Source organism: Guptibacillus hwajinpoensis, from assembly GCF_005144865.1.
GTDB classification, from domain to species: Bacteria; Bacillota; Bacilli; order Bacillales; family Guptibacillaceae; genus Guptibacillus; species Guptibacillus hwajinpoensis_A.
The window spans coordinates 551,299-566,547 of sequence record NZ_SWFM01000003.1; the positions used below are offsets into that span (position 1 = coordinate 551,299).

The following is a 15,249-nucleotide window of genomic DNA, read 5'->3' on the forward strand; positions in this document are numbered from 1 at the left end:
TCTACTCCCCCTGTAAATACGGCTCAGCAGCTTCTTTTAAAATCGCACTCTCACTTAACAATTGTTTAATAGAGCTTTCAAGCGCAACCATACCAAGTGCTCTGCTCGTTTGAAGGACGTTAGGAATCTGATACACCTTACCGTCACGAATTAAGTTCGCTACTGCGGAATTGTTTACTAGTACTTCAAAAGCAGGTTTTCTTGATTTCCGGTCTGGTGTTGGAAATAACCGCTGAGATAAAATCCCAACGAGAACAGATGCAAGCTGCACACGAATTTGTGACTGCTGATTTGGAGGAAATACATCGATAATCCGATCAATTGTCGCCGATGCGTTACTTGTATGAAGCGTTCCTAGAACAAGATGTCCCGTTTCTGCGGCAGTAACAGCGGTTTGAATTGTTTCAAGATCGCGAAGCTCTCCAACGAGAATAACGTCGGGATCCTGCCTTAGTGCTGCACGCAGACCATGACCAAAGTTTTTAGCATCTGCTCCAATTTCACGCTGATCAATGACACAGCTACGGTGTTTGTGCAAATACTCAATCGGGTCTTCAAGCGTAATAATATGCTTTTGGACAGTATGATTTAAGTAGTTAATTGTCGAAGCTAGCGTGGTTGATTTTCCAGATCCAGTTGGACCAGTAACAAGAATGAGTCCTTGCGGTTTTAATGCTAGTTTTCTCATAATTGGAGGGATATGCAAGTCTTCCATCGTAGGAATATTGGTTGGCACAATTCTGATCGCAAGACTGATACATGAGCGCTGATAATACGCATTCATTCTAAACCTTGAAACTCCCGGTAAACTGTAGGAAAAATCAAGATCACCTTTCTCAACGAACGCGGACCACATTTCTTCGGGTATGACTATTCTTGCCATTTGCTCTGTAACTTCTGGAGTTAATTGCTCATTCCCATAACGCTTAAGATCACCGTTTACTCTCACAATTGGTGGGACGCCTACTGTAAGGTGTAAATCAGAGGCACCAAGCTGAAAAGCCGCTTTTAAAAGCTTTTCCATTTGCTCTTTCATGTTCTCACCTACTCATTAAAAGCGACTCGAAGAACTTCTTCTGTCGTTGTTTGACCGTGCTTCACTTTAAGTAATCCGTCATCAATTAGAAAAATCGTTCCCTTTTTAATGGCGTATTGACGAATCGCTGTCATCGGTTCATTATTCATGATTTTCTTTCGAATGGCGTCATCCATCACTAACACTTCCTGAAGGGCAATTCTACCTTTATACCCTGTCATGTTGCAGTTCCCGCATCCTTTGCCACGATTAACCTTAGCAATGGAAATGCCACGCTTCTTGAAAATCTCTTTTTCACGCTCGGTTGCTTGCTCTACCTCTCCACAGTCTCGACAAACACGACGAACAAGACGCTGCGACACGATACCAGCAAGGGAAGCTGCTACAAGAAAAGGTTCTACTCCCATATCTATTAATCTCGCAATTGTTGCGATCGAATCATTCGTATGAAGCGTGCTAAGAACAAGGTGACCAGTTAATGAAGCGCGGACTGCAATCTCTGCGGTTTCCGTATCACGAATTTCTCCCACCATCACAATGTCTGGATCTTGTCTTAAGATGGAACGAAGACCTTTTGCAAATGTAAGCCCAACGTTACTATTTACCTGTACCTGATTAATGCCCTCTAAGCGATATTCGACTGGGTCTTCTACAGTAATCACATTCGTTTGTTCATCGTTCAAATGATTTAATGTGGCATATAACGTTGAAGATTTTCCGGATCCTGTTGGACCTGTAATTAAAATAATGCCATTCGGCTGCTCAATCATTTTGCGAAATCTACGATCGTTTATTGGATGAAGGTCAAGCTTATTTAATTGATTCAATGTACTACTCATATCTAGGACACGAAGAACCATTTTTTCGCCATACACAGTTGGCAGGGTTGATACTCGCAGATCGACAGGCTTCAAATTAATATTGATCTTAATTCTTCCGTCCTGCGGAACGCGGCTTTCCGTAATATTAAGATTGGCCATGATTTTCACTCGAGCTGTGAGAACTTTTTGCATATGCTTTGGAAGGCTACGTTCTGTCCTTAAGTGACCATCAACTCGATATCGAATTTGAAGCTTTGTTTCCTGAGGATCGAAATGAATATCGCTTGCCCGATTTTGAACCGCAAATTGAATAATCTGGTTTACAAGCCTAACAACTGGTGATTCTTCATCTGTTATTTGCTCTTCTTCAAGATCGTTTCGCTCACTTTTTATATCACTTAGTAACTCGTCCATTGAATCATCAATTTCGTAGTACTTACTAATGGCTCTCGCAATATCATCTTTCGTTGCGATTGTTCGTTCAATCAAAAAGCCTGTGGAAAGACGAAGATCGTCAATCGCAAAGAAGTCCATTGGGTCCGACATGGCGACGTAAAGACGATTATTCTCAATTTTGAGTGGAATGAGATGATATTTATTCACAATATCCTTCGGTACAAGATCAATCACATGGTTTTCAACTGGGTAATTATACAAACTAACATGTGGAATGCCGAGCTGAAATTCAAGTACTTCAATAAGCTGTTGTTCTGTAATGATTCCCTGCTGAATTAAAGCATCACCAAGCTTAAGATCATTCGGTTTCTGAGACAAAGCTTCATCAAGCTGCTCTTTTGTTATAGCGTGAGATTCAATAAGGAGGTCTCCAAGTCGTTTCTTTGTTTGTCTCATTACTCACCCTCCTTCTGATACTCTAAGCCCTTAATAACTTCATCGTTCCCCTCTCCAGTTTGATCTTCGTTATCTTCATTTTCGCTATCATTTGTAGCATCATCATTTTGAGAGTTGCCAGTAGTGCTACCATTTTCATCCGTCTTAGTCTCATCTGTTCCTTCGCTGTCTGCTTCTATCAATGGGTTTCCATCTTCATCAGTCGTTACACCTTCACTAGGAGGCTCAGGATATGCTTTCTTTTCAATACGATGAATTGGGGAATAAAAATCCTCAAATAGGTTTTCCTTATTGATCACGCGTTTATCCTGATCGAACGTCTCGCGGAACGTAGTGATAAGGTAGCCTTCTTTACCTTCCTGGATAACCGCTTTTTCATTTCCACTTAACGCTTCTGAATACTGAATAATTGTGTCAGGATCAATTATTTCTTTGATCACCTTTGGTTTATAAGTTAGCGGAAATGCGGGACCAAATAACGTCACTACGATAGAATCCTTTTCCCATTTAAATTCAATAGTGTATGATGACTGATTGGGGTTATAGAAACTGAAATCCTGATTGGTCATATTAATGACAGCGTTCAACCCAGGTTCACCATAGACTGGTAAATCAAGCGTTGTATGCCTCTCTCTTAATTCAAAATTAGTATGAAGAAGTACTTCTAGAATCGCAGATGGGAACAGGTTCAAACTATCTGTCTGCTTTTCCGTAACATTTGCTTCTCTGAACAAGTCTTGAAGCGAAAACGTTTGTTCAGGCTCGATTGTTACATTTTTAATCGTATCTACTACTTTTGGAACAAGAATAAGATCTGACGTGCCTATCACCTTACTCTCTGCTAGCTCCTCGATACGATCACTTGTCGCGTAATAATTTGCTAAATCAATCGGTATCTCATCCGTCTCAAGAGTAGATGCATAGCCCGATAATACTTCAGAAAGAAGTGGTAAACTAAATAACTCAGAGTTCATTCCCAACTCCGCAATAAGTTCAGTGAGCATCTCTGTGTTCAACGTAACTAGCAGCGGCACTTCTTCAGTATTTGAAATAGCCATAGTGTCGATAGTTTCACTTACTTGAAAATCCCATAACTCACCCGGTAACTTGATGTTCTCTGAATCATGCTGCAATGACAAAAGTTGAAGTGTTTTCCATGTTGCTATTTCGTTTTCAATCTTCTCCTTTGCTTCAGCTGACTGCAACCCAGAAACAGATACACTCCCTACTATTGAATTTTCAGGAAGTGTATCTTCACCAAACACCTTTTGATAGGATGAAGTTCCAAAAATCGAAAAACTAGAAATGAAAATAGTTGAAATCACGATAAGTCCAGCCGTTTTAATCAAACCTCTGCGAGCAACTTCGCTCATCTTGATGAACACCTCTATTCTGAGACATGCATTGAAAGTTCAACCACGACGCCTACGCCAGTATTTTGCGCTTTCTCAATCTCTTTTCGACTTAGAATACTACCTTCTGCAAATAGTAGATTGCCGTCAGGTGCATAAATATCTTTCAGTAGCTTTTTACCTTCTAGAATTTCTACCTGTTTTTCTCTAAAATCAGAGCTCTCACCTGATTCACTAGCCTCAGCGTATTTTGAAAGTTGCTCGGACTCAATTACTCTTGCTTCTTCAATGTTTTTGTCTGGCTCTGTCTTCATTGGAGCTTCGGATAGCTGTTGCTCTTGATTTGAAAGGAAGGCCTCTGGCTGTGAAACAATATGATCAAATGCATCGATCGAAACAATCAGAAGATCTTTTCCTAACGTAATAACGTGCTCAATCGATAGGAAGTGTTCTGCATCAGCATTTTTAAACTGAAGGCCAAGAATACGACCAGTATTGTCATCTAGGAAGAATTCATTTACTTCTCCGTGAAACTGACCTCCCCTATCAATGATCTTCGTACCAATAATGCTAATCTTCTTTTTAACTAGTTCATTTGCAATTGGAATTTCTGATAGATCAAATATGGCTTTCTCTTCTTCAATCATCACTGCATACTCACCGACACCGATTACTTTACGGAATGGAACAGCTTTAACGCTTACATCCCAATCCGGGTGATCTACCGTTAGAAAATCGATTGATTTATCCGCAGAATTAATGACAAGGGATTTTACATGCCCAATTTCTGTACCGCTTTGAATGCTGATAATCGGAAGTCCTACTACCTGATTGCTTTTTTTCATCTGTCATCACACACCTATTTCATCATTTTGTTCTTTATCATTGATTGAAGATAACGAATTTCTTCAAGTAAAAGTGGGTACTTGCATCGATCTTCCATCTCAGAAAGTAACTTCTCTACTTTTGCCCACTGACCAGATTCAATTAAATGGCTTCTGTACTCTGCAGCAATTGAGAAGTACATCACATCATCAAGATTGCTAGTGAGAAGCTGGTCGACCATTTTTTCATACTCTGATACGTAACCAATTTCTTTATAATTCCGTGCTTGTTCATGTAACAAAGAAAGCATTTGAGTGGCAACCTTTTCAGAAGACTGATCCACAGCCACTTCTTCGGTTTTGGTTTCAACAGGAAATTCTGTTTCGTTTCCTACTTGCTCAATCTCATTGGTAGTTTCTAACATTTCATTCAATGCATCTTCAAGAATAAGAGATTCGTCTTCTTCTGGCTTAAGAGTATCTTCACTTTCAATTTGCTTTACTTCTCCATTCTTTTCTACTTCAAAGAGAATTGGTACGCGATCGTTCAAATCCTCTATTTCTTCAAGTCTATTCTCAAATTGATTCTCGTTCTGTTCTGAAGAAGAGTGATCACCTTCTTGTTCAAGCAAAGAAGTTGCAGTGCCAGCGGTTTCTGTTTCGCTTTTCTGCTGCAGTTGCTCTTGCTCTGCTTCACGAATGAAGTCATCAAAAAAGCTTTCTAACTCTTCTTCTTCATCGTTTTCTTCATATACGGTTTCCATACGAGCAGAAAAGTCTATTTCCTCAATTTCTTCTAGCTCAATCAGCTCTTCTGAAGATTCCTCTTCATCATTTTGATCGGCTGTGTATAGATTTAAATGTTCGTCTAAATTAAATTCTTCTGCACTGTCCACTTCTTCAAGAACCGGTTTAGCATCTGCCGCTTTAAGTTCCTCATGATCTTCTATTTCTTCTAGCTTAAGTAGTAGTTCATGATTCATTTCATCATCAAAATATTTTTCTTCCTCTTCTTGCATAACTTCTTCGCTTTCATCAGTTTCTCTATTACTACTATTATCGTCATACTCTTCTCTTTCTTTAATCAATTTGTTTCTAAACGATTCTTTTTTCTCTGAAACTGGCTCATTTTCGATATGCATCGCTACACCCATCTCATCAGCTACGTTAACGAACAAGACATTCGCCTTCTTCCAGATGACATACATTAAAATAGATGCACAAAGCAAAACTAGTATTATAGCAAGTGGTAGAGGATATATGACCTTAAAAACTAAGAGCAATATACTTAATGCTGAAGCCATTCCCGCCACCAACGTTTTTTGCACAATTGATAGCCCCATTGGCACAAGAGTTAGGATAAGTAAAAGCAAACCTCCACCGATTAAAGCCAATACATATTGCACTAGCTTTACACCTCCTCAATAAAAAAGTTGTCAAAATCTCACAATAAAAAGAATTTTATGTAGTTTATTGTATAATAGTATTAGGAAATTGGAAACAACACTATTTTTTAACAATGTTTGTTTTTTTTGCATATTGGGGGTGCAGAGCAGTGCTGCGGACTGAAAGAGGGTTCACACTTATAGAAATTCTTGTTTCACTTACACTACTAACTTCAATCGTTTTAACCGCATCCTATTTTTTTGTACAATCGAATACAGTATCTTCTTATAATAACCAAAAGCTAGTAGCGGTTAACCTCGCGCGCTCTACACTAGAACGGGTTCAACTAAATCCTGATCTTTACGTGACAAATGGGATCAAAGGGAGTCCATATACTTTTCAGTCGTGCCAAAGTAGTGGTAGTTCATCATGTCAGAACTTTCAGGTCTTGATTAACAACCATCAATATCTCATAAATATTGCACTCTCGCAGGATAATAACGAAAAAGATTTGAACATAGTTGATGTTCAGGTTGATGTATCCTTATCTAACACAAAAAAGTCTATTAAAAGTACAGTTGAGGGGTATATCGCAAATGAATCTATACTGCCGTAATAACCGTGGTGTTACTCTACCAGAAGTTCTCATTACACTCGTTCTTCTATCAATTGTATCTATTGCCATTTATTCTTTTCTCTTTAATGGTCTTCATTCCTATGAAAAAGTTCGAGCTGAAACTGGCTTTCGCGATGACGCTGATATTATCATGACGTCTTTTATCAATACACTTTACCCAGTGAAAGAATCAGAAATAACGTCACGAACATTTCAGCCTTCTACAAATACTTATCTTCTAACCATTAATAACACCGACACGATTGGCTTTCAAAATGGTCAAGCAATACTGAATGGACGTATTTTGAATGACAAATCCTATAATCTATCAGGCTCAACAATCACTGAAACGTCCAAGGGAAATTTCGAGATTACAATTGCAATCTCTGACTCGAAAGTTAATCATGCTAAGTCTTTAACGCTAAAAAGTCAAATAGGGCTCATAACGGAGGATGCAAATGGACCTTAATACATTTCGCAATGAACAGGGATCAAGTCTTGTTCTTGTATTACTCGTAACCCTCATTTTTACTGTTCTAGGACTTTCTCTTTTAAGTGCTACAGTAAATGGAACGAAGCGAACTGAACTTCGTGAAGATGATGTACAAGCAACGTACATCGCTGAAAAAGGGGTAGATGAAATTGTTCAGTCGATTCAAACGGATTTAATCAATGGGATTGGTTCATCAGGGCTTACAATTGATAATTACAAGTCTCTCGTTGATCAAACCATTAACTCTCATAAATCGATTACATCCCTTAGCCATCAAACAGGAGTGTCGGTAGCAAAGGTAATCAATTCATATCAGTCAACAAATGAATTAAAAAGAGTCATTGAGGTAGAAAGTACAGGAACGGTGAATAGCGAGTCAAAAACCATTAACAAAAAACTAGAAATTGGTCCAAACGTCATTCCTGATGTCCTCAAGTATGCAGTTGGAGCATACGATACGTGTCAAAAAAAGAAAAACAATGGTAGCTGCGATACTAAAGGGGAAGGTAACCTTTTCTTACACGGAGGAGTTGCCATACAAGGGGATTTAAAAGTAGATGGTGATCTCATTACAACGAATCAGGGGTATGTGCGCTATGGAAATCACGATTATTGGATCGACACGTATTTACCTACTATTAAAAGTATTACCGATCCTTCCTCCAAAGCTAGAATCGTTCTCGGTGGAAGAGTAATTAATTTTACGAATGAGCCCCCTTATAAAAGTCATATCGACCAATTCAATTTTACTGCCAATCATTACAACGATGTGAAACCAGAGCAAGCTTTTGAAGGCAATGATTATCCAATCATTGAGAAAAGAGATTCTCTTGGTGACCCTGTTGTCATTAGCGATAATGAGAGTGTATATAAGTATACTCTTAACGATACATCGATTAAAGGTGAGCCGATTGCTAAAAAATCCCTTTCAGCAAGTAATGATAAACCACTAGAAACAATCATAACTGATGCAAATTTTTCAAACGAGAACGTTTATCCTTATCACCTAGACCGTTATACTAAAGGAAATAAGACATATGAAGATGTGCTGAATTTCGATAATACTATCCTAAAAAAAACGAATTCATTTAAACGCTTTGGAACAGAGGGAAGCTTATCTTTAACAGGAAATTCAAGCTCTTTCAGCACCACGTCTTCTAAGAATGGAATTTACGTCGGTAATGATCTTATTATCGGTAACCCTTCTAATACTACTAATAACACGAGCAGTTACGATAAACTCAAAGTTAGCGGTCCTTTTTACGTTGGAAACGACTTAACGATAAAAGGAGCGAATGTAGAATTCAACGCTTTAATGTATGTGAAAGGCGATGTGACTATTGAGTATTCTGTTCTTAAAGGGCTGAGTGAAAACGGAAAAACCGGGTCTCTAATAGTGTTTGCAGAAGGGGATATTCACATTAATAACAATTCGCAGTATGAAGATACACCAAGTTACATTCGAGGTTATTTTTATTCAAAAGGTGAACTGGAGTTGTTTGGCGTCGATTCTAATTTTAAGATAGACGGAGGAATATCTGCTCGTAAAATCGTTCTTAATGCCGTTAAAGGGAAAGTTAAATCTTCTAATCCTGGCAGCAATCAATATCAAAAATATAATTCTACCTATTTTCAGCTACCTATCTATCAAAAAAACGAGCCTTCTCGCCTACAGATCACATACAACCCTTATATCGTTAACACATACTTAGAATTGAAGCCTCAGGAATCAATTATTAAAGTCATCTCAGACCCAGTCCCACTCAATCGTACGAAAAAGTAAATCTTCTTCCACTATTAAAAACCCGCTCTTCACCTTTGGTGAAGAGCGGGTTTTCGTCATCCTACATAACTTGCAACACGGTTTCTCCCCTGCTGCTTTGCTCCAGTATACATCGCGCGGTCCGCATTACGAATCAATGTCTGAGCGTCTTCACCTTGATCAGGTGCAGTCGCTACACCGATACTAGCGGTGACGTATATGACCTGTCGATTTCCATTTTCAAGATCGTTGAAAATCTCAAATGGACGATCAGCAATCGCACAACGCAATTCTTCTGCTACTTGTAGACTCTGTTCGTGTGAATGGTTTTCAAGTAAGAGAATGAATTCTTCTCCACCAAATCGAGCAACTGTACCTCGATCACCAATTTCTTCAACGAGTCGATTGGCAAGGCCAATCAATACCTCATTGCCACTATGGTGTCCGAACGTGTCATTCACTTTCTTAAAGTGATCTAGGTCAAGAAGGATAATCGAAAATGGATCTGGACGTTCATCGAAACGCTTGTATTTCTCATCTAACAATTCTCCAAAAAACCGGAAATTGTATAAACTTGTTAACGGACATCGTTCACTTCGCCTTTTCGTCTCTTCGTAGTTCTTCGCATTCTCAATCGCTACTGCAAGATAATTGGCGAGAATTTGTAAAACAAGAATGTGATGTTTCTCATAAGAACGGACTTTGTTTGTAGCGAGTGTAATGATGCCTACTACATTTTTGTTACGCTTCATCGGGACTGAGATGACAGAGTTAGTCGATTTGGGCAAAACCCCTTTAGTAAGGTTTCTCCACTGAGAGCGTTTAGTGTATAATCTACTTCTACCGCTTCTCCATACCCTCGAACTAATGCCCTCTTCGAAAGCAAAGTCGTTCTCTTCAGGACAAGCTATCACCCCACGTCCCTGTTTAAAGCTTTTGATAACGGTTAGTTTTTTGACGTGTTCAGCATCCATAATATACGCATCATCAACAACAAACATATCCGTTACTTCGTTTAAGAATAAATGTAGAATTTCGTCTGTATCTAGCGACTGAGTGATTTGCTGACCAATTTCGCTCGTTTTTTGCAGCAGGTCGTTCACTTTTCGGCTTGAATAATACAATCTAAGCATTAATGAAGCAAGAATAAAGGGGACGCCAACAAAGAAGATGGCAATTGTACCAAGGTATGTATGTAACATGTAAAGAAGAAATCCTACAGGCAACGTAACCCCAGTTGAAATTGCTTCCCACAACATATCTTTGCCGAAGAACTTTGTGTTTTTCTCTTTATAAATGTAAATTCTTAAGAAGTGAAGTAGAATTTGATTCACAAATATAAGCGAAAAGACGTACACCATTGATGGTAAGAGTTGTGTAACTGCATTTCCTGAGAATTCTCCAGTAGAACCTCCCATGAGATAGAATAAGCCCCCTGAAGTAAGTGAAACGAGCAAAAACATTAGCATATTCACAGGATAACGATGGTTATCATGCTTTGTTACACGAAGATTTAATAGAAAAACCAAAATAGCTAGTTGGGTCAGTATGGTTTCAACAAATAACCCATACCTCAGAAACACCGCAAGAGAAATCCCCTGTATAAAGAAAAGATCTGTTCCCTTAACATTAATCGGCATCATTGCAACAACTGCAAGTAGTGCAAACAGCGCAAAAATATCAGGAAGATTGTCGGTTATGTCAGGGGGAAAGAAATAGAACGTTGCAAAAATGAGTGGTGGCCAGAACAATAGCCAGACAATCCAAACATAGCGATTCATTATTGCAGTCAATTGCTTCCCCCTCCATCTTCCAATTAGAAGAATAATTTTCCATATCTGTAATGGTTAAGTTTTATTTTAGCAAAAATTAGCGTAAAAGTCCTAGTTTTTTGTTTTTTATTCTAATTTTTTAGATAATTCCGTAATTCTGACACGAAATATAGGGACCCAGTAATGATTATTAGGTCGTCTTTCTTCGATCGATCAAAAACTGATTGAATCGCATCATGCCAATTCTCATAGTATGATTTCTCACCAAACGTCGAACGATCATATAACGAATGAGCCTTAATTGCCCGTGGAAAATCGAATGTTGTGAACGTAAGCGATTCGACAATAGGATAAAGCGGTTGAAGCATTGACTCAATATCTTTGTCTCCTAGAGCACTGAATACGACATGAATCTGTTTATCGTGATAATGTTTCTGAAGGGTTTTGGCAAGACTTTCGACCCCCTCTGGATTATGAGCACCGTCTACTATTACTAAAGGATCCTGTTGTATCTTTTCGAATCTCCCCGGCCAGCTGGCTCTTTTCAGACCTCGATCAATCATTTCCTTCTCAAAGTGAAGTCCATAAAATACGCGTAGAAAGTCTAGTGTCATTAGCGCTGCCGCTGCATTCTTTACTTGATGCTCGCCCTTCATCTCAATAACTAAATTCTCTAATGTACGAAATGGAGAGGAAAACTCAAAATGTTCCCCTTCGTCTTCACTCGTTAGGTGCTTCACATCAAATTCATTAGATAACCGATAGATTTTGGTGTTTTTCATCTTTGTTGTCTCACCAAGGAGAGTTAACACTTCATCTTTTTCAGCAGTCGTGATGAGAGGAACACCAGATTTAATAATGCCTGCTTTTTCATAAGCGATCTGTTTAATGTCGCTTCCGAGAATATGAGTATGATCATACCCAACGTTTGTAATAACAGAAACGAGCGGGTGAATGACGTTCGTTGAATCAAATCGTCCCCCTAGGCCAACTTCCATTACAACAAGATCTGGGTAGGCTACTGTACCGAAATACAGTAGGGCAATGACTGTGATAACTTCAAATTCAGTTGGTGAGCCAAGTGGTGATGCTGCAGCTATATCAACAATCGGCTTAACACGGTTACAAAGATCAATAAGATCTTCTTCACTAATAGGCTTGCCATTAATCGCAATACGTTCTGTAAACGTTTCTATATATGGGGAAGTAAATGTCCCAACTTCATAACCAGCTTCCTCTAGAACTGTGCGCATGTAGGTTACCGTTGAGCCTTTTCCATTCGTTCCTCCTACATGCACCGTCTTCAACCGACGTTCAGGATTTCCGAGTTGCTCAAGCATCCACTCCATTCGTTCTAGACCAGGCTTAATACCGTGATTAAGTAAGTCATGTATCCAATCGACAGCCTCATCATATGAATGAAACATCTTTCCACTCCTATTCTTAAAAGAAGACGAATCTCTATGAAAGAGATTCGTCATTTCCTTATTTTTGTAATTCTTTTATACGAGCTTCCACGTTACTTCTTCTTTCGAGATAATCCTTTTCTTTCGCTCGTTCTTCGTCAACCACTTTTTCAGGAGCTTTGCTAATAAACCTTTCATTCGCAAGTTTCTTCTGAACACGATCAACCTCAGAATCTAACTTCTTCAATTCACCGTGAAGGCGTTCGATTTCTTCGTCGATGTTAATTAAACCTTCAAGTGGCAAGAATAGTTCTGCTCCAGATACGACTGCTGTCATTGATTTCTCTGGTGCCTGAAGATCAGCAGAAATCGTTAATGTTTCAGGATTACAGAAACGTTCAATATACTGACTATTTTGTTCCAGTTGCTTTTGAGCTTCCTCTGATTTCGGCTTAATTCGTAGCTCAATTGGCTTACTTGGTGCTACATTCATTTCAGCTCGAATGTTACGAACAGAACGAATGATTTCAGTAAGAAGAGCCATGTCTGCTGCAGCTTCAGGGAAATCAAGCTCTTCTTGCTTCACAGGCCAGTTTGCAATTGTAATGGATTCACCCTCATGCGGAAGGTGCTGCCAGATTTCTTCTGTAAGGTATGGCATAAACGGATGAAGGAGACGCATCGTTTGATCAAGTACATAAGCTAGAACAGAACGAGTTGTTTTCTTCGCAGCTTCATCTTCTCCGTAAAGCGGTAGCTTTGCCATCTCAATATACCAATCACAGAAATCATCCCAGATAAAGTTATAAAGGTAACGACCAACTTCACCAAATTCATAATTATTAATTAGACGTGTCACTTGCTCGACCGTATTGTTCAATCGCGTTAGAATCCACTTGTCTGCTGTTGATTTCTCACCAGTTAAATCTAGCTCATCGTACGTCATTCCGTCCATATTCATAAGGGCAAAACGGGATGCGTTCCAAATTTTATTAGCGAAGTTCCAAGTCGATTCAACCTTCTCCCAATAGAAACGAAGATCTTGACCAGGTGATGAACCTGTTGATAGGAAGAAGCGAAGTGAGTCTGCACCGTACTTTTCAATAACATCCATAGGATCAACACCGTTACCGAGTGATTTACTCATCTTACGACCTTCAGAATCACGAACGAGGCCATGAATGAGAACGTCATTGAATGGACGTTGTTCTGTAAACTCGATTCCCTGGAAGATCATACGAGCTACCCAGAAATAAATAATATCGTAACCTGTTACGAGTACATTAGTCGGGTAGAAACGGTTGAAATCAGCTGCCTCTTCGTCTGGCCATCCCATTGTAGAGAAAGGCCATAGAGCTGAACTGAACCACGTATCAAGAACGTCTTCATCCTGCTCCCAATTTTCGATATCTGAAGGCTCTTCAAGACCAACATGAATTTCACCAGTTTCTTTATGGTGCCAAGCTGGAATACGATGCCCCCACCAGAGCTGTCGTGAAATACACCAATCACGAATATTCTCAATCCAATTCAAGTACGTTTTCTCGAAACGCTCAGGAACAAAATTAACCTTATCTTCGGATTTTTGGAGTTCAATTGCTTGTTCTGCTAGTGGGCCCATTTTAACGAACCACTGTGTTGAGAGATACGGTTCTACAACTGCACCGCTTCGCTCAGAATGTCCAACTGAATGAATATGTTCTTCAATTTTGAAAAGAGTTCCCGCTTCTTGTAAATCTTTCACAAGTTGCTTACGACATGCAAAGCGATCCATGCCCTGATACTTACCTGCATTCTCATTCATTGATCCATCTTCATTCATAACGAGAATACGCTCAAGGTTATGACGGTTACCAATTTCAAAGTCATTTGGATCGTGAGCCGGTGTAATTTTAACAGCACCAGATCCAAATTCTCTATCAACGTAATCATCTGCTACGATCTCAATTTCGCGACCTACAATTGGCAAGATTGCTTTCTTTCCGATCAGATGCTTGTAACGCTCATCTTTAGGATGAACCGCAATCCCTGAATCGCCAAGCATTGTTTCAGGACGAGTAGTTGCAATCTCAATAGATCCTGAACCATCTGCAAGAGGATATCGCATATGATAGAAATGTCCTGTTACTTCCTGGTGAATAACTTCGATATCTGAAAGAGCCGTTTTCGTTTGAGGATCCCAGTTAATAATGTACTCACCGCGGTAAATAAGTCCTTTTTCATAAAGCTTAACAAATACCTCACGAACCGCGCTTGAAAGACCGTCATCAAGTGTAAAGCGTTCTCTTGAATAATCTAAGGATAAACCAAGCTTCGCCCACTGGCTCCGAATAAAATCTGCGTATTCTTCTTTCCACTCCCACGATTTTTCAAGGAATTTCTCGCGACCAAGATCATAACGAGATGTACCTTCCTCGCGAAGTTTTCCTTCTACTTTCGCCTGTGTCGCAATGCCGGCATGGTCCATTCCTGGAAGCCAGAGAACATCGTACCCTTGCATACGCTTCACACGTGAAAGAATATCCTGAAGTGTTGTATCCCACGCATGACCAAGGTGTAGCTTACCCGTTACGTTAGGTGGAGGAATTACAATTGTATAAGGATCCTTCTTCTTATCTCCTGTTGCTTCAAAAAACTTTCCATCTACCCAATATGGGTACCATTTCTGCTCAGTTGCCTTCGGATCGTATTTCGTCGGCATTGTTAATTCTTTATTCGCCATAGCCTATCTCCCTTTCCATTCAATAAGTCTCAGACATTAAACCCGGATTCCCGTCAACCATGTAAGGTTAACCACCTAAAGACAACAAAAAAACTTCTTCCATCCTTAGGAAAAGGACGAAAGAAGTATTTTCGCGGTACCACCTTTATTTACAGCTAAATAAGCCTTTAGCTGTACGCTTCATTCGAATAACGGGTTTACCGGTCT

11 protein-coding genes and 1 other annotated feature (1 of these 12 only partly in view) are annotated in these 15,249 nt (G+C 39.5%); of the genes, 3 read left to right on the forward strand and 8 right to left on the reverse strand.

Going from position 1 to position 15,249, the window contains the following annotated elements:
• Nucleotide 1: 1 nt before the first annotated feature.
• Genes FBF83_RS13765 through FBF83_RS13785 form a run of 5 tightly spaced genes read right to left on the reverse strand, consistent with a single transcriptional unit; the run spans nt 2 to nt 6,291 of the window.
• The gene (locus tag FBF83_RS13765; protein ID WP_136947704.1) at nt 2–1,036 is read right to left on the reverse strand and encodes a type IV pilus twitching motility protein PilT; all 1,035 of its coding nucleotides are present in this window, start codon (nt 1,034–1,036) and stop codon (nt 2–4) included.
• 8 nt (nt 1,037–1,044) lie between these two features.
• On the reverse strand, nt 1,045–2,709 hold the full coding sequence (locus FBF83_RS13770; protein WP_136947705.1) for a GspE/PulE family protein: 1,665 nt from the start codon (nt 2,707–2,709) through the stop codon (nt 1,045–1,047).
• Nucleotides 2,709–4,082 (reverse strand): VanW family protein, encoded by a 1,374-nt coding sequence (locus FBF83_RS13775; RefSeq protein ID WP_136947706.1) that lies wholly within the window; start codon nt 4,080–4,082, stop codon nt 2,709–2,711. Before FBF83_RS13775 ends, FBF83_RS13770 begins: the two co-directional genes overlap by 1 nt.
• A gap of 14 nt (nt 4,083–4,096) precedes the next feature.
• Nucleotides 4,097–4,906 carry a PRC-barrel domain-containing protein gene (locus tag FBF83_RS13780; RefSeq protein WP_136947707.1) on the reverse strand — a complete coding sequence of 270 codons (810 nt, stop codon included), beginning with the start codon at nt 4,904–4,906 and terminating at the stop codon, nt 4,097–4,099.
• A 14-nt stretch (nt 4,907–4,920) separates the two neighbouring features.
• Complete coding sequence (locus FBF83_RS13785; protein WP_136947708.1) at nt 4,921–6,291, reverse strand: hypothetical protein; 1,371 nt, start codon at nt 6,289–6,291, stop codon at nt 4,921–4,923.
• A gap of 149 nt (nt 6,292–6,440) precedes the next feature.
• On the opposite strand from FBF83_RS13785, the gene FBF83_RS13790 reads away from it, so the two are divergent.
• From FBF83_RS13790 to FBF83_RS13800, 3 genes are read left to right on the forward strand one after another with little or no spacing between them, the layout of a single operon-like run.
• Complete coding sequence (locus FBF83_RS13790) at nt 6,441–6,887, forward strand: type IV pilus modification PilV family protein (protein ID WP_169525464.1); 447 nt, start codon at nt 6,441–6,443, stop codon at nt 6,885–6,887.
• Nucleotides 6,868–7,356 carry a PulJ/GspJ family protein gene (locus tag FBF83_RS13795; protein ID WP_169525466.1) on the forward strand — a complete coding sequence of 163 codons (489 nt, stop codon included), beginning with the start codon at nt 6,868–6,870 and terminating at the stop codon, nt 7,354–7,356. Before FBF83_RS13790 ends, FBF83_RS13795 begins: the two co-directional genes overlap by 20 nt.
• Nucleotides 7,346–9,163, forward strand: a complete 1,818-nt coding sequence (locus tag FBF83_RS13800; protein WP_136947711.1) for a hypothetical protein — start codon at nt 7,346–7,348, stop codon at nt 9,161–9,163. Before FBF83_RS13795 ends, FBF83_RS13800 begins: the two co-directional genes overlap by 11 nt.
• Nucleotides 9,164–9,219: 56 nt before the next feature.
• Here FBF83_RS13800 and FBF83_RS13805 read toward each other — a convergent pair whose 3' ends face one another.
• The 3 genes from FBF83_RS13805 to FBF83_RS13820 form a co-directional block, all read right to left on the reverse strand.
• Nucleotides 9,220–10,935, reverse strand: a complete 1,716-nt coding sequence (locus FBF83_RS13805) for a sensor domain-containing diguanylate cyclase (RefSeq protein ID WP_136947712.1) — start codon at nt 10,933–10,935, stop codon at nt 9,220–9,222.
• Nucleotides 10,936–11,045: 110 nt separating this feature from the next.
• Complete coding sequence (locus FBF83_RS13815; protein WP_136947714.1) at nt 11,046–12,341, reverse strand: bifunctional folylpolyglutamate synthase/dihydrofolate synthase; 1,296 nt, start codon at nt 12,339–12,341, stop codon at nt 11,046–11,048.
• Nucleotides 12,342–12,399: 58 nt separating this feature from the next.
• Complete coding sequence (locus FBF83_RS13820) at nt 12,400–15,042, reverse strand: valine--tRNA ligase (RefSeq protein WP_136947715.1); 2,643 nt, start codon at nt 15,040–15,042, stop codon at nt 12,400–12,402.
• 109 nt (nt 15,043–15,151) lie between these two features.
• Nucleotides 15,152–15,249, reverse strand: a binding site (T-box leader) (it continues 128 nt past the right edge of the window).

Excerpts from the sequence above, each read along its gene's own strand:
- FBF83_RS13765 (WP_136947704.1), bottom strand. The coding sequence starts at position 1,036 with ATGAAAGAGCAAATGGAAAAGCTTTTAAAAGCGGCTTTTCAGCTTGGT.
- FBF83_RS13770 (WP_136947705.1), bottom strand. The coding sequence starts at position 2,709 with ATGAGACAAACAAAGAAACGACTTGGAGACCTCCTTATTGAATCTCAC.
- FBF83_RS13775 (WP_136947706.1), bottom strand. The coding sequence starts at position 4,082 with ATGAGCGAAGTTGCTCGCAGAGGTTTGATTAAAACGGCTGGACTTATC.
- FBF83_RS13780 (WP_136947707.1), bottom strand. The coding sequence starts at position 4,906 with ATGAAAAAAAGCAATCAGGTAGTAGGACTTCCGATTATCAGCATTCAA.
- FBF83_RS13795 (WP_169525466.1), top strand. The coding sequence starts at position 6,868 with ATGAATCTATACTGCCGTAATAACCGTGGTGTTACTCTACCAGAAGTT.
- FBF83_RS13800 (WP_136947711.1), top strand. The coding sequence starts at position 7,346 with ATGGACCTTAATACATTTCGCAATGAACAGGGATCAAGTCTTGTTCTT.
- FBF83_RS13815 (WP_136947714.1), bottom strand. The coding sequence starts at position 12,341 with ATGTTTCATTCATATGATGAGGCTGTCGATTGGATACATGACTTACTT.
- FBF83_RS13820 (WP_136947715.1), bottom strand. The coding sequence starts at position 15,042 with ATGGCGAATAAAGAATTAACAATGCCGACGAAATACGATCCGAAGGCA.